The 24429-nt window shown below is 35.6% G+C and carries 27 protein-coding genes; all 27 read right to left on the bottom strand.

Annotation, left to right across the window (positions count from 1 at the left end; translation table 11 throughout):
- Nucleotides 1-120: 120 nt before the first annotated feature.
- Entirely contained in the window at nucleotides 121-1800 is a 1680-nt protein-coding gene (locus PHE88_06330) for an NAD+ synthase (protein MDD5687429.1), read from the bottom strand.
- 213 nt (nucleotides 1801-2013) lie between these two features.
- Nucleotides 2014-3228: a GAF domain-containing protein gene (locus PHE88_06325; protein ID MDD5687428.1), complete on the bottom strand. Its 1215-nt coding sequence runs from the start codon at nucleotides 3226-3228 to the stop codon at nucleotides 2014-2016.
- Nucleotides 3229-3631: 403 nt separating this feature from the next.
- Nucleotides 3632-4213: a cupin domain-containing protein gene (locus tag PHE88_06320; GenBank protein MDD5687427.1), complete on the bottom strand. Its 582-nt coding sequence runs from the start codon at nucleotides 4211-4213 to the stop codon at nucleotides 3632-3634.
- 138 nt (nucleotides 4214-4351) lie between these two features.
- On the bottom strand, nucleotides 4352-4528 hold the full coding sequence (locus PHE88_06315; GenBank protein MDD5687426.1) for a hypothetical protein: 177 nt from the start codon (nucleotides 4526-4528) through the stop codon (nucleotides 4352-4354).
- A 249-nt stretch (nucleotides 4529-4777) separates the two neighbouring features.
- Nucleotides 4778-6271, bottom strand: coding sequence for a Do family serine endopeptidase (locus tag PHE88_06310; GenBank protein ID MDD5687425.1), 1494 nt, complete (start codon nucleotides 6269-6271; stop codon nucleotides 4778-4780).
- A gap of 116 nt (nucleotides 6272-6387) precedes the next feature.
- Entirely contained in the window at nucleotides 6388-6615 is a 228-nt protein-coding gene (locus PHE88_06305; protein MDD5687424.1) for a hypothetical protein, read from the bottom strand.
- A complete protein-coding gene (locus PHE88_06300; GenBank protein ID MDD5687423.1) occupies nucleotides 6612-6839 on the bottom strand; it encodes a sulfurtransferase TusA family protein in 228 nt (75 codons plus the stop codon). The genes PHE88_06305 and PHE88_06300 overlap by 4 nt, the downstream gene beginning before the upstream one ends.
- A 113-nt stretch (nucleotides 6840-6952) precedes the next feature.
- Nucleotides 6953-7423, bottom strand: coding sequence for a DsrE/DsrF/DrsH-like family protein (locus tag PHE88_06295; GenBank protein MDD5687422.1), 471 nt, complete (start codon nucleotides 7421-7423; stop codon nucleotides 6953-6955).
- A gap of 327 nt (nucleotides 7424-7750) precedes the next feature.
- The gene (gene nifU, locus PHE88_06290) at nucleotides 7751-8128 is read right to left on the bottom strand and encodes a Fe-S cluster assembly scaffold protein NifU (protein MDD5687421.1); all 378 of its coding nucleotides are present in this window, start codon (nucleotides 8126-8128) and stop codon (nucleotides 7751-7753) included.
- A 184-nt stretch (nucleotides 8129-8312) separates the two neighbouring features.
- Nucleotides 8313-9554, bottom strand: a complete 1242-nt coding sequence (locus tag PHE88_06285) for a cysteine desulfurase family protein (GenBank protein ID MDD5687420.1) — start codon at nucleotides 9552-9554, stop codon at nucleotides 8313-8315.
- Nucleotides 9555-9558: 4 nt separating this feature from the next.
- Nucleotides 9559-10179 (bottom strand): nitroreductase family protein, encoded by a 621-nt coding sequence (locus PHE88_06280; GenBank protein MDD5687419.1) that lies wholly within the window; start codon nucleotides 10177-10179, stop codon nucleotides 9559-9561.
- A gap of 11 nt (nucleotides 10180-10190) precedes the next feature.
- Nucleotides 10191-11030 (bottom strand): thiamine pyrophosphate-dependent enzyme, encoded by an 840-nt coding sequence (locus PHE88_06275; GenBank protein MDD5687418.1) that lies wholly within the window; start codon nucleotides 11028-11030, stop codon nucleotides 10191-10193.
- 32 nt (nucleotides 11031-11062) lie between these two features.
- Nucleotides 11063-12793: a 2-oxoacid:acceptor oxidoreductase subunit alpha gene (locus PHE88_06270; protein MDD5687417.1), complete on the bottom strand. Its 1731-nt coding sequence runs from the start codon at nucleotides 12791-12793 to the stop codon at nucleotides 11063-11065.
- A gap of 129 nt (nucleotides 12794-12922) precedes the next feature.
- Complete coding sequence (locus PHE88_06265; protein MDD5687416.1) at nucleotides 12923-13432, bottom strand: ferredoxin-thioredoxin reductase catalytic domain-containing protein; 510 nt, start codon at nucleotides 13430-13432, stop codon at nucleotides 12923-12925.
- Between the two features lie 8 nt (nucleotides 13433-13440).
- The gene (locus tag PHE88_06260; protein MDD5687415.1) at nucleotides 13441-13719 is read right to left on the bottom strand and encodes a glutaredoxin family protein; all 279 of its coding nucleotides are present in this window, start codon (nucleotides 13717-13719) and stop codon (nucleotides 13441-13443) included.
- Between the two features lie 195 nt (nucleotides 13720-13914).
- On the bottom strand, nucleotides 13915-14358 hold the full coding sequence (locus tag PHE88_06255) for a desulfoferrodoxin family protein (GenBank protein ID MDD5687414.1): 444 nt from the start codon (nucleotides 14356-14358) through the stop codon (nucleotides 13915-13917).
- Between the two features lie 312 nt (nucleotides 14359-14670).
- Nucleotides 14671-15114, bottom strand: coding sequence for a ferritin-like domain-containing protein (locus PHE88_06250; protein MDD5687413.1), 444 nt, complete (start codon nucleotides 15112-15114; stop codon nucleotides 14671-14673).
- Between the two features lie 586 nt (nucleotides 15115-15700).
- The gene (locus PHE88_06245; protein MDD5687412.1) at nucleotides 15701-16327 is read right to left on the bottom strand and encodes a thioredoxin family protein; all 627 of its coding nucleotides are present in this window, start codon (nucleotides 16325-16327) and stop codon (nucleotides 15701-15703) included.
- A 5-nt stretch (nucleotides 16328-16332) separates the two neighbouring features.
- Entirely contained in the window at nucleotides 16333-17304 is a 972-nt protein-coding gene (locus tag PHE88_06240; protein ID MDD5687411.1) for an FAD-dependent oxidoreductase, read from the bottom strand.
- Between the two features lie 257 nt (nucleotides 17305-17561).
- Nucleotides 17562-17714 carry a hypothetical protein gene (locus tag PHE88_06235; protein ID MDD5687410.1) on the bottom strand — a complete coding sequence of 51 codons (153 nt, stop codon included), beginning with the start codon at nucleotides 17712-17714 and terminating at the stop codon, nucleotides 17562-17564.
- 131 nt (nucleotides 17715-17845) lie between these two features.
- Nucleotides 17846-18265, bottom strand: coding sequence for a hypothetical protein (locus tag PHE88_06230; protein ID MDD5687409.1), 420 nt, complete (start codon nucleotides 18263-18265; stop codon nucleotides 17846-17848).
- A gap of 69 nt (nucleotides 18266-18334) precedes the next feature.
- Nucleotides 18335-18973, bottom strand: coding sequence for a DUF4912 domain-containing protein (locus PHE88_06225; protein ID MDD5687408.1), 639 nt, complete (start codon nucleotides 18971-18973; stop codon nucleotides 18335-18337).
- A 35-nt stretch (nucleotides 18974-19008) separates the two neighbouring features.
- The gene (locus PHE88_06220; GenBank protein ID MDD5687407.1) at nucleotides 19009-19407 is read right to left on the bottom strand and encodes a response regulator; all 399 of its coding nucleotides are present in this window, start codon (nucleotides 19405-19407) and stop codon (nucleotides 19009-19011) included.
- A 358-nt stretch (nucleotides 19408-19765) separates the two neighbouring features.
- Complete coding sequence (locus PHE88_06215) at nucleotides 19766-20413, bottom strand: HAMP domain-containing sensor histidine kinase (GenBank protein MDD5687406.1); 648 nt, start codon at nucleotides 20411-20413, stop codon at nucleotides 19766-19768.
- 314 nt (nucleotides 20414-20727) lie between these two features.
- Nucleotides 20728-21405, bottom strand: a complete 678-nt coding sequence (locus tag PHE88_06210) for a response regulator transcription factor (protein MDD5687405.1) — start codon at nucleotides 21403-21405, stop codon at nucleotides 20728-20730.
- 52 nt (nucleotides 21406-21457) lie between these two features.
- The gene (locus PHE88_06205) at nucleotides 21458-21838 is read right to left on the bottom strand and encodes a response regulator (protein MDD5687404.1); all 381 of its coding nucleotides are present in this window, start codon (nucleotides 21836-21838) and stop codon (nucleotides 21458-21460) included.
- A 207-nt stretch (nucleotides 21839-22045) separates the two neighbouring features.
- Nucleotides 22046-24211 carry an MASE3 domain-containing protein gene (locus tag PHE88_06200; GenBank protein MDD5687403.1) on the bottom strand — a complete coding sequence of 722 codons (2166 nt, stop codon included), beginning with the start codon at nucleotides 24209-24211 and terminating at the stop codon, nucleotides 22046-22048.
- Between the last annotated feature and the right edge of the window lie 218 nt (nucleotides 24212-24429).

Raw genomic sequence — 24429 nt, 5'->3', positions numbered from 1 at the left:
AAGTCTTATAACTTACCCCCTCACCTTTAATCCTCTCCCCATCGGGGAGAGGAAAGAAACAAGAAATCTTCTCCCTTAAGAAGAAAAAAGAGTTGAGGGGTCTATATAAGCAGACACCTGTTACATTTTATATCTATTTGTAATCGGTATCCTCCGGTCTTTACCAAATGCTTTGGGTGTAATTTTAATTCCCGGAGGTGACTGTCTGCGTTTATACTCACTTTTATTAACCATAGTCAATACTTTAAATACGATATCTTTGTCAAATCCTAAAGAGATAATCTCATCCAAATCTTTATCTTCCTCAATGTATGCTTTCAGAATCGTATCTAACGTATTATATGGGGGTAATGTATCTGTATCCTTTTGGTTTGGTCTAAGTTCAGCTGTAGGTTCCTTTATTAGTACACGTTCAGGAATAACCAAACCAAGAGAATTCCTATATTGAACTAACTTATAAACCAATGTTTTAGGAACATCTTTAATTACTGCAAAGCCTCCTGCCATGTCTCCATAAAGAGTAGCATATCCTACACTCATCTCAGATTTATTTCCGGTAGTTAAGACAAGCCAATCACATTTATTGGAGAATGCCATTAAAATGTTGCCCCTAATTCGTGCCTGCAAGTTCTCTTCTGTTATATTTTTTCCCAATCCTGAAAAATGCGGTTTAAAAATATTTAAGTAAATTTTATATATCTGTTCAATTGATATTTTTATTAATTTTATATCTAAATTTTGTGCCAATTGTTCCGCATCAATTTTTGATTCTTGAGAAGAATAACGTGAAGGCATAAATATTCCAACTACATCATCTTTTCCTAAAGCGTCGACCGCTAAAGATGCAACCAAAGAGGAATCAATTCCACCACTTAAACCAATAACAACTTTTTGAAAACCATTTTTAGATACATAATCTTTTAGTCCCAGTACTAAAGCCTGATATACTTCTGCAACAGGTTCCAACGGCTTAGTTTCTCTTTTTAATAATGAAGGCTTATTTTTATGCAATAGCTTGTCTGTAACCACAATTACACTTTTTGATGGTATGTTCTTACATGGTAAAATATTTAAATCTACTATTAGCATATCTTCCTTAAATGCTTCTGCTTTGGCAATTATTTTACCATTATTATCAACAATCATACTCTGCCCATCAAAAATTAGCTCATCTTGACCACCCACCAAGTTAGTATAAGCAATCCAGACATGATTATCTTTTGCTTGTTTTTGAATAATTTTTTCTCTTTCTCTAAGTTTACCCATATTATATGGTGAAGCATTAATGTTAAGAACCAAACCTGCACCAGATAAAACTTGCGATTTTGTCGGTTCATCTATATGCCATATATCTTCACAAATATTTACACCAAAAACTAATTTGTTGAATTTAAAAACCAATGGTTCGTTCCCTGAAATAAAATAACGTTCTTCATCAAAAACACCATAGTTTGGTAAAAACATTTTGTGATATATTCCCTTTATTTCGCTATTATGAATTACAGCACCGGCATTATAAATGTCTTTTACTCTTCTGTCTACAAAACCAACTAATGCCACAATATTATTTGTTGATTTAGATATCTCTTTTAACTTTTTTAAATTATCTTTAATGAATTTAGGATTGAACAATAAATCTTCAGGAGGATATCCGGTAATAGCCAACTCCGGGAAAGAGATTATATCAACCCCTGATTCTTTTGCCTTTTGGATATATCCAATTATTTTTTTACAATTACCCTCCAAATCACCAACTATGCAATTTAACTGGACACAAGCTAAACGTAAATTATTTTCCATATCATACTCCAAATAAAAATGCCCTTTGTTCCAAATCAGAGGAACCCAAGGACATCAATGCCCATCAACTTAACTCTATATGTAATTTTTTTAGACTTGTACGCTAAAAGTCTTATAATTTACCCCCTCACCTTTTATCCTCTCCCCATCGGGGGAGAGGAAAGAAATGAGAAATCTTCTCCCTTAAGGAGAAAAAAGAGTTGAGAAGGGTTTTTAGATTTTGGTCTTTATTTCTGAACTCAAAATAATTGCTTCGGCAATTTCTTTCATCGGCTTACAACTATCCATGCTTTTCTTATGAATTATCCTGTATGCCTTATCTTCGTCCATTCCCGTTTCTTTCATTAATATACCTTTAGCCCGTTCAACTAATTTACGTATCTCCAACGCTTCTTTGGCAGCTAAAGTTTCTTCCATCAATTTTGTGTTCTCAATGGCTACCGCAGCCTGATTAGCCACAGATTGTAATATTTTTATCTCATCTTCAGTAAACCTATGTTCAACAGCAGTATAAATATTTATTACGCCAATAGCTTTTTCTTTAACCATCATCGGCAAAACTAGCATTGAACATATACCTTCTTTCTTTGCCAATTGCTGATATTTATACCCGGGTTCTTTAGTGACATCTAAAACAGTGATTGGTTTTTTCTCTCTCACCGCTTTACCACTGATACTTTCAGAAACTTTCAAGGGAGCTTTTTTAATATATTCCTCAATATTACTTTGTGTCGCTTCAATAGTCAACTCTTGCTTCTTCTCATCAAGTAACATTATCGAACATATCTTTGAATTCATCATTTCAGCTGTCATTGTAACTACCAAATGAAGTATCTCTTTCAGGTACCGGTTAGAAACAATAGCCTTGCTGACTTCTGCTAAAGTTTCTATCTGTACGGTTATTTTTTTAGTCTCTTCATATAATCTTGCATTCTCTATAGCAAAGCCTACCTGCTGGGCTACAGTAGAAAGAAGTGCAATCTCATTCGAACTATGTGTATGAGAACGCTTATGTTGTACATTAATTACACCGATTATTACATTCCTGCTTATAATAGGCACGGAAAGAAAAGAATCATATTTATCTTCCGGAAGATTATGAAAAAACTTAAACCTCGGGTCATCACTTGCATTTTTGGATATTGCTACGGGTTTCCTCTCTTTTGCCACCCAACCAGTTATCCCTTCCCCTACTTTGATTTTTATTTTACCTAATATTTTCGGATGTGGATTTTTAGATGCACGCAAAGTTAATTCTTCCTTTTTGTCATTAAGAAGATATAACAGGCAAGCATCTCCTTTTGTAACTTGTATAACCATTTCTACTATTTGTTTCAATACTTCTTCCAAATTCAAGTTACAACTTATAGTTTGAGTGATTTTTCTCAATATCTGGTTTTCTTTTTCCGGTTTTAATCTTATATTCATTTTATTGAAGATTCTGAAGCACTCACCCAAATTTGATCCCCCCAGATTTACTAAAGTAAATCTAAACGGGGGGATTATCCTTGCCGTTCGGCAAGGATAATAAAAAATGCCTTCTGACGCTTATTGTCAAAAGACATCTTTGCCTTTGTTTTTTTAAAACACTTTCAATGTGCTTTAGTATAATTATAATTAAAAATAAAATATTTGTCAAGTAAAAAATGTATCCTTGATTTTTTTTATAATAACTTGCTCAAAGACAAGAAAATCCAAGACTAACGGAAGCAGAGCTTCGCTCTGCAGCTACATAACATAAGCACCGCAAGGCGGTGCGGCTACAATATATTATGTGAATTTACATTCACTGCTGCATAACATCAGTCCAGCTATAAATTGTAACGGACAATTATATATGTACTGCTTCTAATTTGCCGTCTTTATTTTTAATGATTTTTAACTTTGCATGACAACGCGGACAGACATATATGTCTCCCTCTTTTACGCCATCTTTTAATATTATCTCCTGCTTACAAACAGGACATATTATTGTTGCATTTTCGGCATAAACAGTCTTAAGAGGTTTTGGGGCTTGTACGGAAATTACTACCATGTCTTCATTGCCGGAATTTATGAGACCGTGAAAAATGTTAGCGGGACCATAAACAGTTGATGTCGGACCTACAATAACGCTCTCTTTCCCGACAGTAAATTCGCCGACTCCGCTGACAATATAAAAAAGTTCATCTGTCGTAGGATGTTTATGAAACGGCAAAATCTGACGGGCTTTAAAACAAAAAGTATTGAAAATTATTTTGTCCGTGTTAAGCGGCTCCTTCTTTAAAAACTTATCGGCACTAAATTCTTTAATTTCATCAATCTTTACTGTCTGCAATTTACTACCGGCTTTTTCCGGTTCTACTCCAAAGACATAACTTGCAGCAACTGCTACAAACAATGCTACACCAATAAACAAACTTTTTTTGCACATAATTGTTCTTCCTCCTTTAATATTAGCTTTCTACTTCGAGTTAGGCTTGCCAAGGGTCTGGCGACAACTACAAACCTATAATTAAATTGTAGTTTCACGCCCTCGGCGTGATAACATTGAAATTCTTATTAAAAAAACTTATTTCTTAATCCAAAGGGTTGATTTGCCACAATTCTGACATTCGCTAAATTTTTTACCCTTCTTTAATGCTTGTTCTTCAGTACCGCTCTCAGTTCCACAAACATGACAGTAGTAATTGCCTTCTTCTTTTACTACTTCATCCGGTTTAAAATATTTTATTGAACTTTTTTTCATTTTTGTTCACCTCCTTTTATCAGTTTAAAATATTATAATTATCTCTCTAATTTTTCGTCTCCTTCTTTTAGAAAGTTAGCCGAAAAACCACCCTTGCTGGTCATTGCGAGCGACCAACGGGAGTGCGGCAATTCTTTCTTCATACGAGATTGCTTCGTCGTCCCGCTTATAGCGTGACTCCTCGCAATGACACCGCGACTTTTTCATAGGTCTCCCTAAGAACAGAAGAAAAATTGAGATTATATTTCTTTAATTTTCTGCATATGTTCTATAAATCAGGTTTCCACCCCTGTTTATATCGAATAAAACACCTTCGGAAAGCGATATCTTTTTTGTTGCAGATTCAAATTCTGCAATATTTGTCGTTTTTTTATTATTGATTGCTCTTATTACATCACCAACGTTAAGCCCCATCTCTTCCGCTTTTGAACCATTTCCTATTTCAACAATTACAACTCCCTGTTCATCCGGTGAAACATTTAGTTCTTCCGCCATATCCCTGGTAAACTGCTTTACTTTTATACCCAGCCACTCTGCTGTTTTTTCGCTTTTCTGCGGCTCTGATTGATTCGCAACAGCTTCCTCAGTCATTTCACCAAGAATAACAGAAACTGTTTTTTTAACATTTTCCTGCAGGATGACAACATTTATTTTTTTATTAGGAGGAGTAGCGGCAACAATATCCTGAAGTTTTTCGGGTGAATCTATCTTTTGATTATCAAATTCAAGGATAATATCCCCTCTTTTAATTCCAGCTCTGGAAGCTGCTGTATTATTAGAAACACTCCCGACTATAACACCGGTAATTTCTTTCAGTCCTGATTGCTTAGCAATTACCTCGTCAACTTTCTCAATAGACACGCCTAAAAATCCTCTCTCAACTTTACCTTTTGTCATAAGCGGAACCAATATACTTTTTGCGAGATTTATCGGAATTGCGAATCCTACTCCTACCGATCCGCCTGACTGACTAAAAATAGCAGTATTAATCCCTATAACTTCACCGTTAATATTTACAAGAGGACCTCCGGAATTTCCCCTGTTAATTGAAGCATCTGTCTGTATAAAATCCCTGTAATTATTCCCTTCTACATTAATGTTTTGCCTTTTTGCGGATATTATTCCGACAGTAACCGTTTGTTCTAATCCAAAAGGAGAACCTATGGCAATCGCCCAGTCACCGACACGTATTTTATCCGAATCACCTAATTTCACAACAGGAAGAATCCCATGCGGTTTTATTTTTACTACTGCCAAATCTGTTCTCGCATCTTTACCTATTACCTTTCCCGAATATTCTTTGTCACCGGCAAGTTTTACAGTAATTTTCTCTGCATCTTTTACAACATGATAATTTGTAAGAATATAACCGTCTTTGTCAATAATAACACCGCTGCCGGCACCCTCAATCTTTCTCTGCTGATAATTTTTCCCTTTTGGAGTTCTTTTGTTAGGCAAATCATTAAAAAAATCATTAAATGGGTCAGAAAAAAAGAAATCAAAAGGCATCGCTTCTTTTACCACTTGTTCGGTGTAAATAGAAACTACCGCCGGTTTTGTCTGCTCAGAAACACCCACAAATGCCTCTTGTAGATTTAAAATATCCTGAGAAACAGCCGTCTGAATTCCTAAAGAGGTATCCAATCTTTTTTGCGATTTACCAATAAAAAACACTAAGATTAGTACTGCAAAAACGGCTACTGTCCAGAATAAATTTCTTCTTGCAGAATGTGACTCAGACATAAAAACTCCTCCTTTACTTAAGCAAAGCTGGCGCTTTGCGGCTACGGTGAAATTTTAAAATGCAGGCAGAGCAAGCTCTGCAACTACAATATTGAAACAGTGCTTTTTCATTTTGTTTACTTTATTTTAAACATTCTTTTAAAAACAATATATTTTTTACGTAATATTCTTTCATGCTCAACTTCTTCACCAATAAACCAATTGAATATCCTTAGACATTTGTTGTCATAATAAAACATATTCTGGAATTTCCTGTACATTTTCTGCGCTTTTTGTTCTTCCTTAACAGCAAATTTAAAAACTTTCAATAGTTTTTCTAATTCCCGTTTTTCAATTTCATTCATTTTTTCACCACATAACCTTTAATAATATTTCCCTCTTTTTTTACTTCCAGTAATTTTTCACCTGTCATCTGGCACCACGCAGGCAAATCCTTTTCAAATCCCGGGTCATCAGCGATGATTTCAATAACTTCGCCCGGTTTCATTTTTTCAAGTTCAAGTTTAGTTTTTACAATAGGCATCGGGCAAAAAAGCCCGGAACAATCAAGTGTTTTATCAATTTTCATTAAAGCTATCCGCTAAAAGTCTTATAATTTTCCCCTCACCTTTTATCCTCTCCCCGAAGGGGAGAGGAAAGAAATGAAAAATCCTCCTCCTTGAGTAGAAGAAAAAATTGAGGTCAAATAAACAGATTTATTTTAGAATTTCTTGCTTCTGCAAGATAAGTTGAGGCACCGGCAAATTCATCTACAGTATTAGCAAGGTTCTCTTTTGTCAAACCTAAAACACCGCAACTTGTAGTACATGCAATATATTTAACGTTTAGTTCCCGGGCAAGCTTCATAAGGTCGTCCAGTGACGCCATCCCTGTTTTTTTCATCAATTTTTTCATCATCCAGGGACCAATACCCAACATATTTAATTTTGATATCGGAAGTCTTGTCGTACTCATAAAGTTAAACATTCTTTGCAACATATTTTGTGATTTTGACATGGAAAATACTGATTTTTTAATAATATTTAATCCCCAAAAAGTGAAAAATATCGAAACGTCCATACCGCTGGCAGCAGCTGTAGTTGCAAGAGTAAAGGCAGCGATTGCTTTATCTAACTCACCGGAAAACATAATGATTGTCATTTTTTCTTTCATAAGACTATCTCATAAGTCCCTTTAAATTTGTCATTGCGAACAAAGTGAAGCAATCTTATAAAATGTATTTCGTCGAAGACGAGATTGCCACGCCCGCCACTGAACCGTTGGCGGGCTCGCAATGACAACCAAATGTCAAGAAGTATCGGTGACATTACACCATCACAAATTACTGCACTTTGGGCATTTTTTTAAATCTGATTTATATAAATGCCCGCAAGTTTTACATTCTACCAGTTTTACACTGCAAGGTTTACAAAAAACCGGTTCGAAACAACCTTCTTTTAACTCACTTTCACAAAAATTACATTTACACTTTTTTTTCATTTATTTACCTGTTTTTTTCTTATAATCTTCTATAGCTTTATGCAGTGCACTGGCACCTAAGTTGGAACAGTGCATTTTGTTCGGCGGAAGACCGCCTAATTCCTGTGCAACAGAAGCGTTGGTAATCTTGAGAGCTTCATCAATTGTTTTTCCCTTAGCCATTTCACTTACCATTGACGAAACCGCTATTGCCGCGCCGCATCCAAAAGTTTTAAATTTTACATCTTCAAGCTTGTTGTCTTTTACTTTTATATAAAAAGTCATCATATCGCCGCAGACAGGATTACCGACTTCTCCGACTCCGTCAGCGTCATTTATCTCACCTACATTTCTCGGATTTTGAAAATGGTCCATCACTTTTTCTGAATAAAACGGCATAACGTTATCCCCTATTAAAAACCGTGCAATGAGTAATGTGTGATGTGTAATGAATAACTAAAACAACAGATTCAAGTTAAGCAAAGCTTTGCTTTGCAGCTACAAAACAGCTGATGTTTAGCCGCAGAGTGTCAGATCTGCTAAACATTGAAATTCCTATACATTAAAATACACTTTTCGACCATTATTCTTTATTTACATCGTGCTCGGATTCATGCTCGTAGTCGGTACCGGGACCTGCCTGATGTCTAGTACCTGTTTTTAGAAAATAACTGTATAATGGAGACATGTCACGTAATTTTTTTACTACTGCCGGAAATTCCGACATAACATACTCGATTTGCTCATAACTGTTATCTTTTGAAAGGGTCATTAAAATGGAGCCTTGTCCTATTGCAGTGTCAACTTTTATAGATGTTAAAACGTGTGACATTTTCAACGATTTAGATGCACAGGCAGAACCGCTTGACACATAAATACCTTTTTGGTCCAATAATAAAAACATCCCTTCGCCTTCAATAAACTCAACTGAAAAATTAACATTATTGGGTAAACGATTTTCAACCGGTCCGTTTAAATAAATATATTCTATTTTTTGGGGTAATTCAAAAATCAATTTATCTCTTAAAGCAGTAATTCTTCTGTTATTTTCTGCCATCTCACTTTTTATGATTTCGCACGCTTTTCCAAAACCGACAATCGCCGGAACGTTTTCAGTTCCTGCACGACGCCCATTTTCCTGTATGCCGCCGTCAATCTGCGAAATTATTTTTATACCTTTCTTTAAATACAGAGCGGCAGCTCCTTTGGGACCGTAAAACTGGCTTCCGGAGAAAGTTAATAAATCAGCACCTATCTTGTCAACATCAACAGGGATTGTACCAACACTGCAAACAGCATCAGTATGGAATAGAACACCTTTTGCACGGCAAATATTTGAAATTTTTTCTATATGCTGAATTGTACCGATTTCCGGGTTTGCATGCTGTATTGAAACAAGTATTGTATCTTCACGAATCGCTTTTTCAACATTTTCCGGAAACACAAAACCGTTTCTATCAACGGGTAAATATGTAACCTCAAAATTATTCTGACCTAAACGCTTCGCAGAATATAAAACAGAAAAGTGTTCAATATCGGAAACTATTATATGTTTCCCTTTTTGCTTATATGCTTCTGCAACACCTTTTACAGCCAAATTATTTGATTCCGAAGCACAGGATGTAAAATATATTTCATCAGGCTTTGAATTAATCAAATCAGCTGCCTGACCACGGGCTTTTTCTACTGCATCTTTTGATACCGCACCCAATGAATGCATGCTTTGGGCGTTACCGTAATTTTCTTTTAAAAACGGGAGCATTTCGTTAAAAACACGCTCGTCAACTTTCGTATTTGACTGATTTTCCAGATATATTTGTTCCATAAATTCAGAAACTTCCCCGGACAACAACTTCTTCGTACTCTTTTCTGTTCAGGCGCTGTAATAAATTTTTAGACTTATCATGATAACCAACCGCTATAAGCATTGCCACTTCATATCTATCGGGGATTTTAAACGCTTCTTTTACTTTTTCCGGCTCAAACCCGTCCATAGGATGCGTATCCACTCCCAAATCTTTTGCAGCAAGCATAAATCCCATAGCAAAAAGACCGACGTTTCTTAAAGCAAAACCGCGACCGGCAAAAGGATTCCCGTAAAGAGTTTCCGGCATTTTGCTATGTTTTTCTTTTTCTTCCTGTTTAATATATCCTTTTGCTATCATATCATTTAAAAGTTTATCTGTATTTTTATATCCTTCCATATCTGCAAGCAATACAATCACGACAGATGCATCTTCTATTTTTTCCTGATTGAACGCAGCTTTTCTTAGTTTTCTCTTGTCCTCCTGATTTTTCACAAGCAGCATCTTCCATGGCTGGAGGTTAAACGATGACGGGACCAGCCTGGCTATGTTATAAATTTTTTCAAGTAACGTTTCATTAATATTCTCTTTAGTATCAAAAAAATTAACAGAACGTCTTTTTTCGAAAATGTTTTTTAAATCCATTGTTTTCTCCTCTACTCAAACAACTTCAACAACCCATAAATAATATCTTTATCAATTTTTGCAATTTTTGTAAGGTTTGATTCGTTTTCAGGAAATACCGGCTTTTTATTTATGTAAAAAATACCCGTTGGTATTTTATCTCCTGTTTCACTTGCTTTTTTTAATGCCGATTCTTTATCGTAAGGATTATAATCTTTCTCTAAATGATAAATCTTGTCCTTATACCACGGACCCTGATGATACCCAAAGGTTATACAAGGTTGAATTATATCTATCAGGGCAAATCCTTTATGTTGTATTCCTGCAACTATAATTTCAGACAGAAATTCCAAATCACCGGCATAACCTCTTGCAACAAATGAACAATTCATTATTATTGCTAATGCCAGCGGATTAAGCGGTTCCTCTTTAACACCGTCAAACTGTAACTTTGTTTTCACTCCAATATCCGTAGTAGGCGATGCCTGACCTTTTGTCAAAGCATATACCTGATTATTATGTATAAGAGAAGTTATATCAGGATTCCTGCGAAAAGCATGTAAAAGATGATTACCGCCTTCACCATAGAAATCACCATCTCCGCAGACAGTTAAAACGGTTAATTCCGGATTGACAGCTTTTATACCGGTAGCAACAGGCAATGCCCGTCCATGCAGACCGTTAAAAACATTACAGTTTAAGTAATGGGGCAACTTTGGTGCCTGACCTATGCCGGAAACAATAACAATATCCTGCGGTTTAGCATCAAGTTTTACAAATGAATTTTTTACAGCGTTCAATATCCCAAAATTGCTGCACCCGGGACACCAAGCGGATTTTACATTATTTTTAAAATCGTCTATTTTTAACATAATATTTTAAACAAACCTGCTCGCTTTCCCCTTTATCTTCCATCTATAGGTGTGAAGGAAGAGTTTAGGGGATGGACACTTGTATATTTTAAAACCTCTTCGATAACTTCGTCTTCCGTAAAAGGCAATCCGTCATATTTGAGTATTTTTCCGTAAATCTTAACACCCTCGCTCTCAAGGAGTCTGGCAAATTGCCCGGTAAAATTATTCTCAATAACTACTATTTTAAATTTTCTGTTTTTATCCAGAAATTCCTTTGGGATTTTTAAAGGCCAGATTTCTGTATAGTTTATATTTTTTGCTCTGATTCCCTTTTCTAACAAAACATCAACTGCATATGAAACTATCCCTCCGTTAGAACCCCAGGACACAAGAACAAGTTCCGAATCTTCAATACCATCCGGAACAGATACATTCATCTCTTCTGCCATTAAACAGTTTTTATTCCATCTTTTTTCAACCATCAGTTTTCTTATTGTGTTATTCTCGGTTATATGACCATACTGGTCATGCTCATCCGAATCATCAACTACAAGATTCTCACTTTCGCCGGGTTTAAGCCGAGGAGAAAGACCGTCGTCAGTTATAGAATATTTTTTAAATTCACCTGCTATGTCATTGGGGTTAGAAAAATAATCTTTTATTTCAACTTTATCAATATTAAAATTTTTAACCGTCCAATATGAATCGGCAAGATACTGGTCAGTAAGAATTATAACCGGTACCCTGTATTTCTGGCTCATCTCAAAAGCTTTTATCATTATATTGAAAGCATCATAAGCATTTGAAGGAGCAAAAATAAATCTAGGAAATTCGCCATGTGCAGCATTCAACGCAAAATTTAATTCACCCTGTTCGGTTCTCGTTGGAAGCCCAGTTGCAGGTCCGGGACGCTGGCCTAAAACAATAACAACAGGCGTTTCTGTCATTGCTGCAAGCGAAAGTCCTTCTACCATAAGGCAAAATCCACCGCCGCTGGTTGCAGTTAAAGACCTGACACCGGCATAACTCGCCCCTATCACCATATTAATAGCTGATATCTCATCTTCCGCTTGTTCTGTTAAAATACCTGTTTTATGAGATGTTTCGGAAAGATAAGTTATTATGCCCGTTGAAGGTGTCATTGGATATGCAGACATAAATTTACAGCCACCAGCAATAGCACCGAGAGCCAGCGATTCGTTCCCGGTCATAACTTTCATATTCAGGTTTTTCAGTCCTTTTGTTTCAGTTGGATATTTTTTACTATTTTTAACAGCCCAATCATAAGAATATTTTGCGACTAAAACATTTTTATCAGCAATCTCATTGCTTTTTCTTGTAAATTCCTCTCTTAAAACAGTTTCTATTCTTTCAAAACCCAGATTAATAATTCCTGCTATCGTTCCTATAGCGGAAGCGTTTGCATAAATTTTGTTGCCCCCGATTTCAACAGCAGTTTTTTGAAAAGGTACCGCTAAAATATTTTCACCGGTTTCATCTTCAGCTACTGCAATACCATCCTTTTTAAGGAACGGCAAATATACGGAAGTATTGGATTTGTCCAGTGACACTAAAATATCATATTTCTCCGGCAGAGATTCAACCGGCATATCACTCAGGACAAGACGGGAAGAAGATTCTCCGCCGCGAATCCTTGACTGGAAATCCTGCCAGGCAAAAACATAATACCCTGAACGTAAAATTGCCTTTGCCAGAATATTACAAACAGTCTGTATTCCCTGCCCTGCCTGACCGCAAATAATAATTGAAGTTTTTGCCATTTTTGTTTTTTTTAAATTAAATCATTCCGTTAAAAATCTCATAATTTCCCCCTCACCTTTTTTCCTCTCCCCACAGGGGAGAGGAAAGGAATAAGTGGGGAGAATAAATAATTGAGAGGTTTAAACAATCTATATAAATCTTTCAAACCTTTCTTTTTTTACCTTACATATAGGACATATCTCCGGTGGTTCGTTCCTGGCACAAAGATATCCGCATACCTTGCATCGCCACACCGGCAAAGGAACTGAAAAAATAGGATTTGCCGTATCTGGCTTTTTGCCTTTTCTTTTTTCCAAAGAAGGTCTCCTTTCAGGTATAGATTTCAGTTCTTTTTCACCGCTTAATATCTTATTTGAAACATAAAGCCCGCAGTAACAAGTGTCATAATCATTTAAATCTGCATCTCTATAATCACAAGGACATATAATATCCATATCATCCTGCTTATTACCGGAAGAAAGCCGGCACGGGCATGAATAATAACCGTACCTTATTTCATTAACAAGAAGCCCTTCAATAAGTTCTTTCGTAAATTTTTTATCAAAATTCAAATGATATCCGGAATTTTCGGCTTCTTCTTTGAGTTTCCGGTATAATTGATTAATCTGTTCGGAAGTTACTTTATTTTTTTCTTCCATTTTTTCCCCTACAAAACTTTTTCTTTAATTTCATCCGGTTTATATCCGGTTATACAAAACTTGTTATCTTTAACAAGAGTTGGAAATGACCGGTCGGGATTCCACTTCATAATTTCTTTTTCAGCAGCTTTCATATCCTTTTTATCAAGTAAATCCACATCAACATAATAGAAATCTATGCCCAAGTCTTTCAGCAGCTGTTTTGTTTTTTTGCACCAGATACATGTACTAAGAGCATACAGGATTATGTCACCGACTTTCTTTCCTTCATTATGAATTTTTTTCATTTTTTTTGACCTGCCAATTCCCCCCTAACATTAAAACCCTCTTTGTTGGTCATTGCGAGCAACCGACGGGAGCGTGGTAATCTCTTTTTCCTACGAGATTGCTTCGTCGTCCCGCTTATAGCGTGACTCCTCGCAATGACACATGGGGACTTTTTCAGCAATCTCTCAATTGGGAGAAGAAAGAAATGAGATTTTCTATAAATCAACCTCACTTATCCAGTTGCCGTGCTGGTTACAGAAGTCAATAACTGTAAGTTTACCGCTTTTTACTCTAAGATGTACACAAGCCGCCGGATTGATTTTTTCGGGATTAAGCATCATCCTTGATATATATTTTTTATCTAAATAAAAATCTATACGGACTATAAAGTGCTCCGGAAGAGAAGGATGAAGTATTTCACCAATCCGCACATGGGCATCTATACAACCGGTATCCGGGATTAACCCGCATTTTTTAACAATTTTTATCACAGGAATATGTTTTTTTTCAAGTTCCGTAAGATTTTTCGTGTCTTGCGGTAAATTTATCGCGTCTTTTTCCTGGAATGCTTTTTTCGGTGCTCCGCATACAGGACAAGACTCGGGAGCCGTTCCATCAATAGAGATAAAACCACATACATTACATACATAACCTTTCATTTTTCCCTCCTGTAATACTTATGCAAAGCTATCGCTTTGCGGCTACATAACATCAGCAAACCAAGGTTTGCTACTACACAAAACAACTTGCTTGCCGAGGGCAAGCTACTACATAACTACCGTGAGATGGCAATCTCACCGCTACTTGGAATCCCGCAAGGCGGGACTACTACTTAAACATGAAGACAATATTAGCCCGCCACTGAACCGTTGGCGGGCAACTACTTAATACAACCTGCTTGCCGAGGGCAAGCTACTACAGGGATATGGACAAAAACATATAAACTATACATAACAAACAATGTAATCCCGTTATATACCAAGAAGTTGTAAAAGTTCTGATACGTGTTCTTGTTCGTCTATTATAACGTGACGAATATCGTGTTCTAATTTTTCATATTCATACTGTAAATCTTTTTTATTATCTATAACTTTTTGATAAATCTGTTTATAGAAATCAATGGCTTCTTTTTCACCTTTTAGATTAATTTCAAATATTTCTTTTCTCAGATGCGCATGATATGTTCCTGCAATACCCATACTGGGTTCTCCACATAAATAATTTCCTATCAAGTTCCGGTAAATATCTTCGTGCTTACTTTCATCTGAAGCAATCTCTTTAATCCTCTCTATTATTTTCTCGGCATCCTCACCTTTAACAAGTTCAGCATGCGATAGATATTGAATCCTTGCTGCATGTTCTAATTCTAACGCTTTATTTAACATGGAAATCAACTCTTCTTTTATGTCTTTCATAATACTATATCCCCCCCCAAGTTAGGCACGCCAAGAATCTACGACAACTACAAACATTGAAATTTCTATAACCAAGTTAAGCAAAGCTTTGCTTTGCAGCTACAAAACAGCTGATGTTGTAACCGCAGAGCGTCAGCTCTGCCAGACATTGAAATTCTCCTATACATCAAGGTTGGCATCTCTTACTGCTTAACCTTTGAAATACTCAGTCACTTATTTAATATTCGTCCTTTTGGCAATCAATTGGTTTCCTTCGGAAAAGAACAAAAACAAAACAAGTAAAACAAATAACTTCTGATACCAAAACATATCATATTCCTCGTATATGCTCTTGTAATTATTCCAGCTTACGAGTTGCTCGATTCCTTGTAATAAAATTGACAACCAGCTCATCTTCACCTCCTTTAGTTTCACCCCTTGCACAACATCAGCCCGCCACTGAATCGATGGCGGGCGACTACATTGCGACATTGTTATTTTACGGACATTGTCATTTTACGGGGCAAGTATATAATAAACGGTATTAAACTAACATTAAAAATAAATTAAAAAATTCTAATCATTAAAAATGCTGTCTTAAAGTTTCTCATGCTCTTAATATATTTTCTAAAAATTCCTTTTCAGAAGGAACACCTTCAAATTCCGCCGTTTCATTTATCATAACTTTAGGTACAGAAAAAATACTATATTTTTCAACGAGTTCCGGAAATTCATTTGCGATTATGGAATGTGAACCTATTAAATCACTTTCAACAGCAAACCTATTTGCAAGTTTAACTACTGCCGGACAGTATGGACAACTTACTGTTGTGAAAACTTTTATAACGACAGGTTTTGTGATTTTTGAAGTCATTTCTCTTGTCTCCAAAGTCAAATTTGATTCTCCGGAAGATACCAATTTTATTGCATCAAGCAGCGATAAAAACTCCAAACCATCAGGAAAACCGTAGAACCTTATACCAAAATCTTTATCGCTAACTACTGCTATTGCCGGAGTTTTATCAATATTATATTGCTCTGCTTTCTCTTTATCTTTCGTAAAATCATATTTTTCCATTAAAATATTATCTGAAAGTGAGACAACTTCTTCAATACTTAAAATGCTATCTTTACATGAAGAACACTCTGTTTCTTTAGTAAAAACAATGAGTTTGACTTTTTTTGTTAGAACCGATAAATCTTTTTTTATCGTATCTTTTGCTTTATCGTCCATAAAATTCACTTTGTCTCCAACAGATACTTATAAACTGAAAGTGCGGCTTTTGCACCCTCACCTGCAGCAATGATTATTTGCTTACCGGTGGTACTGGTAACATCACCTGCAGCAAAAATCCCAGGAACAGATGTTCTGCTATTACAATCAATAATTATTTCCTTGTTATTGTTAAGGCTCAGGACGTTCTTTACAAACTCGGTATTTGGTGTAAGTCCCACCTCTATAAAAACCCCCGAAACATCAATCTGTCGTATTTGATTTGTATCACTATTTCTAACCACAACAGATTCAACCCTTTTTTCGCCTTTTATTTCAACAACTTCTGTATTTAATATTATCTCTACTTTGCCTGAATTTTTTATTTTTTCAATAAGTACCGGGTCACCTTGTATTGTACTTGCAATATTTATTAAATAGACTTTGGGCGAATATGAAAGCAAGTCTATTACAGCTGACAAGGCAGAATTCCCGCCTCCGATAACGGCAGTTACCTTATCTTTGAAAAGAGGCGCGTCGCAGGTCGAACAAAAAGCAACACCTTTGCCTAAAAATTCTTTCTCGCCAGGAACATCTAACTCTTTAGCCCTTTTGCCGGATGTTATAATCACAGTTTTTGAAAAATACTTTTTCCCCTCGCAACTAAGAACAAATTTATCTTTGGATAGCTCCAAATTACTTATTTTTACATCCTTCAATAGAGATATAGGGAACTGTGATATCTGGTTATAAAACTTTTCCGAAAGTTCTCTGCCGGTTATGTGCTGATAGCCCATATAATTTTCAATTCCGCTGGTAACCAGCACCTGACCGCCTATGTCCTTAGTGATTAGCAACGTATCTAATTTTTTCCTGGAACAATAAACAGTGGCTGTCATACCGGCAGGTCCTGCCCCGATGATTGCGACATCGTAAAGCTTTTCTATTAAAGGTAAATTTAATTTCAGTTCCTGAGGAACTTCAAATATAGGGTTCATTTTAATTTAAATATTTATCGGAGTCCGCTAAATATTCCCCTTACCCTTCGCCCTCTCCCAGCAGGGAGATTGCTGAAAAACTCTCTTTGCCGGTCATTGCGAACGACCAATGGGAGCGCGGCAATCTATTCTTCAGACGAGATTGCTTCGTCGTCCCGCTTACAACGTGACTCCTCGCAATGACACCTGGGGACTTTTTCAGCAAACCCCAGCAGGGGAGAGGGAAGAGGTGAGAATATTATTCTTACTAACCACTATTAACATGCAACCATGGGTTCACCGCAACATACTAAATCACAACAGTCTGAACATCCACATTCGTCTACGCTAACAACCTTCCCGCATTCTGAACATTTGTACTTCTGGCTTTTTTCAGTCTTCTCACTTTTTTTTATTTTTTTCTTCGCCATGATTTATCATCTCCTTTTTTTGTGCCTCTTTGCTGCCTGCTACCGTTTAGCTTTGCCGCTACATTAAAATTCTCATACTCTAAAATAAACAATCAACCTGAGCTCTTTTCATATTCCTTCTTTAATAATTGTTACTTACTTTTTGGCATTCCTTTCATATCTGTTCCTTTCTCTGTAGATTCCGCTTTCTTTTTCATTTTCATATCTTTGTACATTTTCACTATGCCTTCATCGCCCTCTCCTTCTTTCATTTCTTCCATATCTTTCATTCCGTGCATGCTTCCCATAGACATATATGGACAACTCATACTACCCATCATCCTTTGATGCATTCTGGGTCCATAAATCAATACCAACCCGGCAATGATAAGCAAAGCAATTGACACAATTTTTCCAAAAACCGCTACACCTTTCGGTGTATTTGTCTGTGAAGCTGTCCACATAACAAAATACCCGACTGTTACAACCAATACCACCCCTAATACATGAACCACAATAAACATCGCTCCTCCTTTTGCCGGATTATTTTTTACTTTTCTAAATCCGGACAACTCAACCTACCGCTACAATTTGCACATACTTACATATTATTTCCTTATGTATTTTCACCTCCCTTCAAACTACTTTTCTTCAAGAATTTTTTTTGCACGATTAATTTTTTGAAATGTACTGGAAGATGCTCTTTGAGACATCTCCCATCTTTTTGCCAAAGAGTTAACTATCTCTAATGAACCTGCACCCATTTTACCAACACCAGAAAGGTTTAGAAGTTTTTCATAATCTTCTGTCATCAATAACCATTGTTCAAATGTATTATCAGATACTTTATTTAACGGCAACGCAATAATATTTGACCGTAATAACATAATAAATTTCCCTTCTTTCGTTTTAAAACCAAGCTCAACACACCAATTACGCCCGGGATGATCAACTTTTATGTACCAGCATCTAACATTAATAAAAACAGGAACATCTTTATAACTTTTAGAATTGACACCAGTGAATTTCTCTACATCCGTTATATCATGAACACGCAATATTGGCTGAGATTCTTCGAAAATATCTTTACCGTATTCTTTCTTAATTTGTTCTCTTTGTTTATCTGTAACCTCCCAGCACGCAAACATCCAGAGAGGATCTCTCGGTAAAATAATTAGATAGGACTCATTATAATAATCAGGCAGCAGATAATTTGTATCAACATATTTTTCTACGCTTTTTTTATCTTTTCTTACAGGTGAACCCGGATTCTGTGTCATAAATATACTCCAGCTATGCCTTAACTTTTCTAATACTATTTATTTTTTTCTGATAAAATCTTAAAAATATATATTAATAAATCGTTGATATTAATAGGTTTGGTGAAATAATAATCTACTCCGGTATTAATTAATCCTTCAATCTTATCTAAAGGTCTATCTTTGCCAGTTAACATAATAATAGGTATATCAGATAACATTTCTTTTCCCTTAATTCGTTTCGCCACCTCATGACCATCTAATTTTGGCAACATTAAATCCAAAATTATCAAATCGGGCCGCTCTCTCCCCTGGTTAATTACTTTTTCTAATGCCTGCTCCCCGTCATATGCGATATCAACCTCGTAATCTTCTCCTTCAAGATTGACTCTGATGAACTCGACTATTTTTGGGTCATCATCAACTATCAATATTTTATATTTTTGTTTTTCCATTATAATACCCCGGATTTATTTGACAAGATATTATAATAACGGCAATTAAAATAACGTTAAAAATAGATTAAAAGATTTTAATGTTAACGACGATTAGGAAGATTAAAAGATTGAATAATGGGATTGACCCGCCACTGAAGCTTTGGCGGGTAACTACATAACAACAAGTCTGCAAAACAGGGCAACTACAAAAAACAAACAACGGCAGCAAACCAAGGTTTGCGACTACACAACATGACATTGCTTGCCAAGGGCAAGCTACTACATAACATTAGCCCGCCACTGGGGCTTTGGCGGGTAAGAACTATTGATTAAACTATGGAATGAACCCGCCACTGAACCGTTGGCGGATAACATATTAAAAGGATAATGGGATATAAACTATCAGGGTTTTGGGATGGGTTGATTCTTTTTTTATTTTAATTTTGCCGTTGTGGGCTTTGACTATATATTCGGGTAACTTTAAACTTAAATAAAAATTTTCAATACCGGCGGAACCCGTAATATCTGTGCCTGTTATTTGGACTATAGTATATTTAGCTTTTTTACTTAAATTTAAAAGAATATTTCCTTTTTCAGGGGTGTATTTGATAATGCTTCTCAATAAGTTAGCAAAAAGGACTTTTAACTGTTTTTCATCCCCTTCTAAAAATATTTTTGGTTTTGATAATAACTTTATTTTAATATTTTTTTGTTTTAGTAATATTTTGGTATCATCCAAGACACTTTTTATCACTAAATTCATATCAATGATTTTCTTTTGAAGAATTATTTCGTTGTTTTCATATTTCATAAGTGTTGTTAAATTTTCGACAATAACTGAAATTCTGTTTACTTCTTCCATACTGCTAATCAAAACTGACTTATAATTACGCGGTGAATTGTTATTTTTTAAGACCAAGCTTATTTCACCTTTTAGAATAGTTAAGGGGGTTTTTAATTCGTGTAGCATGTGGTGGACAAGACTACTTTGCGTAGAATCTGAATTTTTAGGTTTTTTAATCATAAAAGTTAGGCCCCGCCACTGAATCGATGGCGGGCAACGACATAACATCAGATCACGAGACAGGGCAACTATAAAAAACAAACAACGGCAGCAAACCAAGGTTTGCAACTACACAATATGACATTGCTTGCCAAGGGCAAGCTACTACATAACATCAGTTCGCAAGACAAGGCAACTACAAAAACAAACAACGGCAGCAAACCAAGGTTTGCGACTACACAATATGACCTGCTTGCCAAGGGCAAGCTACTACATAAACATGGGCATACCAAGGAGATGCGGATATATAACAAACGGAAGCATGGCAAACAAGATTATTTATTCTTCAAAATATAGCCACGGCCGCGAATAGTATGGAGCATCTTGCTGTTAAAATTACTGTCAATTTTATTTCGCAGGTAATTTATATATACGTCTATTACATTTGTGTATGAATCAAAATTAATATCCCAGACATGTTCTGAAATCATAGTTCTGGTTACAACATTCCCTGCATTTTGCATTAAATACTCTAAAAGCGAATATTCCTTAGTAGTCAATATTATTTCCTTGTTGGCACGCATCACCTTGTGAGTCAATAAATCCAACTCCAAATCGCCTACTACCAACTTCGTAACATTTTTTTCGTTCTTTCTTCTCGTTATTGCACGGACACGGGCAAGCAGTTCTTCAAAAGCAAAAGGCTTTGTTAAATAATCATTTGCCCCGGAATCTAATCCTGCGACTTTATCCTTGACAGTATCCTTTCCGGTAAGCATTAAAATAGGGGTATTTATTTTTTCTTCCCTTAGTTTCCTGCATAAAGTTATCCCGTCAATTTTAGGAATTACAACATCTAAAATAATTAAATCGTATTCGTTTAAATTAATAGTAGCTAAATTATACCCCTCTTCACCGTCAAGTGCAACGTCCACTGCATAACCCTCTTCTTTCAAACCGCGTTTTACAAAACTGGCAAGTTTTTTCTCATCTTCCACGACAAGAATACGCATAATTTATCATTCTCCCCTCATCTTTATTCTTCTCCCCTTAGGGGAGAAGATTTTACCGAATAGTCCTTTTTTCAAATAATTCTTTTATTTTTCCGGTTATAAAATCTATTTCAAATGGTTTACCGAAAAATCCATCTGCACCTGCCGAAACTGCTTTGTTCATATCCGACTTCTGTGTAGAAGCAGTCAATATGACTACTAAAATATCTTTATACGCAGGGTTATTTTTTATATTCTTACACACTTCCCAACCGCTCATTTGCGGTAACATTACATCAAGTATTATTAAATCGGGTTTAAAAATATTAACTTTTTTTAATCCTTCTTCACCGCTGTTTGCTTCTTCAACTTCATAACCTTCACCGATAAAGTTAATCTTTAACAACTGGATGATTTTTTTTTCGTCTTCAATTATTAAAATTTTTTTGTTCATAAGATTGCAAATTTTAAAATTTTTTTGTTTATAAGATATACGTATACGATACGTCAAGAACATGCAAATATACAAACAACGGAAGCAGAGCTTTGCTCTGCGGCTACACAACACATCAGCTAAAGCACCGCAAGGCGGTGCGGCTACATAACATCAACAGAACAAGGGTTTGCGGCTACAAAATAACTTCAATACTGTAATCTATCTTTAAATCGGCAAGGTGAAAATAAAGATACTGCCTATAGGAGAATTATCTTCTATCCATATTTTTCCTTTGTGCCTTTCAATAATAGATTTTGTAATTGTCAGACCCAGTCCGGTACCGGACGCATCTCTTGAAAGCACATTGTCCATCCTGTAAAATTTATGAAATATTTTCTCCTTTTCAGTATCAGGTATACCGGGACCGCGGTCGCTTATGCTTACCTGTATATCATTTAACTTTTTTCTGGCAGTAATCTTTATGATTGACTGCTGGGGAGAGTATTTTATTGCATTACCAATAATATTTTGTAATACCTGCTTTATCCTGTCCGGATCCGCTTTTAGTCCCGTCAAATCGGGTTCAGATTCAAAAGATATCCGCATATCTTTACTATTAGTTGAAAACATTTTAACTGTATCATCTATAAGCTGCTTTAAATCGGTCTCACTAATATTTAACTCAAGTTTTCCTTCATCTATATTAGCTATATCAAGATAGTTGGAAATTAATCTGCCTAACCTGCGCGATTCTTCCTGTATATACCCGATATATGTTCCTTTTTGTTCCCCCGTAAGATTCAACTTCTTATTCATAATAGTATCTGCAAATCCCATAATTGAAGTAAGCGGTGTCCGCAAATCATGCGCAACTATTGAAACGAACTCTGATTTTTTTTTGTCAAGTTCCTGGAGCCGCAGGTTTTCATTTTTCAATACCTCTTCAGCCAGTTTCCGTTCTGTTATATCATCACAGTAGATGCGAATGGTATTAAATTGCGGGACAGAATAGATATCCTCTTTGAATACTTTATTACCTACTTTTATATCCCTATTTATTGAATTTATTCCTTTCCCGCTAAGAGATTTAATAATTTCCTGTATATCACGAGGAACAAATATATTTACATCTTTTTGAAGTTTTAAATCTTCTAAAATTTTAAGACAAGTTTTGTTATAGAAAACCACGTTGCCGGATAAATCCAATTCTAAAACAGGATTTGGATTCAATTTGGGAAAGGAAGCAAGATGTTTAACTTCCTGTTCCGCTTGTTTCCGTTCTGTTATATCTTCAAAAATTTCCAGAATCGCTTTTTTGTCTTTGTAAATTATGCCGGTATGGGTAATTTGCAGCGTTTTCCCCCCTAAAACGCAATCTGCTTCAATAGATGCAGTTTCCGATATACGAATTCCTCTTGTCAGGGGACAATGTACACATTGTTTGTTATCATCTTTATATACCGACCAGCACTTTTTGCCGATAATATCTTTTCCTAATAATTTCTTCAGGTTTTGATTAGCAAACAATATGTTACCCTCTTCATCTATTATATCCATTCCAAACGGGATTGTATTTAATAGTGACTTGTTAAAATTATCACTTTCAAGCAGAACTCTCTCGCTTTCTTTAAGTTCTTTGAAAATGGTATCATACGGTTTAGTAAATCCTGTTTCCAAAATGGCTTTATATATAAGATAGAAAGAGGCAAATTCAAGATAATGCCCTAATGAATTATAAACCCCATAAACATCACTATAAAGCGTAAAGAACAATTCGCTAATTATTGACGAGACGATAGCCAAAATCAGTATTTTTAGTACGCCGCTTTCAAATTCTTTCCGGTTTTTTAATAATGTTAAAATTGAAGCTGCAAAGATTAAACATATAATATATTCGCTTATTTTTTTGAATAACGTTAATCCTTCGCCTTCAATATAACATACCGGGAAAACATTCCAATAGAAAATGCTTGCGAGTAATAATGATATTACTATTGTAAAAATAATGAAAACCAGCCGAACATTTAATTTCTTTTTAGCATAAAAAGGAGCAATGAAAAATGAGATACCGGTCATAAATCTCAGGACAATCCAAAGTTGAGTTGGTAAATTAGAATCGTATCCTAAAAATACCCCCATTCCTTTATATGACAGTATATGAAATAAAATTAGTACACCAATGTATAAAAAGGCGATACCTATAAACAAGTAAAAGTTGTTTTTAAGATTAAACCTGCGGGTGTTCCAGGCGAACGCGAATACTCCATAGGATATGATAATAGCAGATAATTCAATAACGGCATGAAACAAAAGATAATTTTGCGTTCTGATAAAATGCAGAATTAAGAATATTGATAAAGCAATAAAAATATTTAAGTGTTTTTTATTCATTTATGCGACCGATTCTACAACATCTGAACCTGCACCGCAAGGCGGTGCGACTACATAAAACAAACAACGAACCTGCACCGCAAGGCGGTGCTACTACAAAAAAATGACAAAACAGCAGTCCCTCAAAGCGGAATGATTACATAACCATAATAATAACTTTATAGTAATTTTAACTATTTTTGAAATAAAAATCAAGGGTTTAATTTGGAATTGGAAAA

It is taken from the genome of Elusimicrobiota bacterium (assembly GCA_028718185.1).
Lineage (GTDB): Bacteria > Elusimicrobiota > UBA8919 > UBA8919 > UBA8919 > JAQUMH01.
This window is presented reverse-complemented; position numbering and strand designations above follow the sequence as displayed.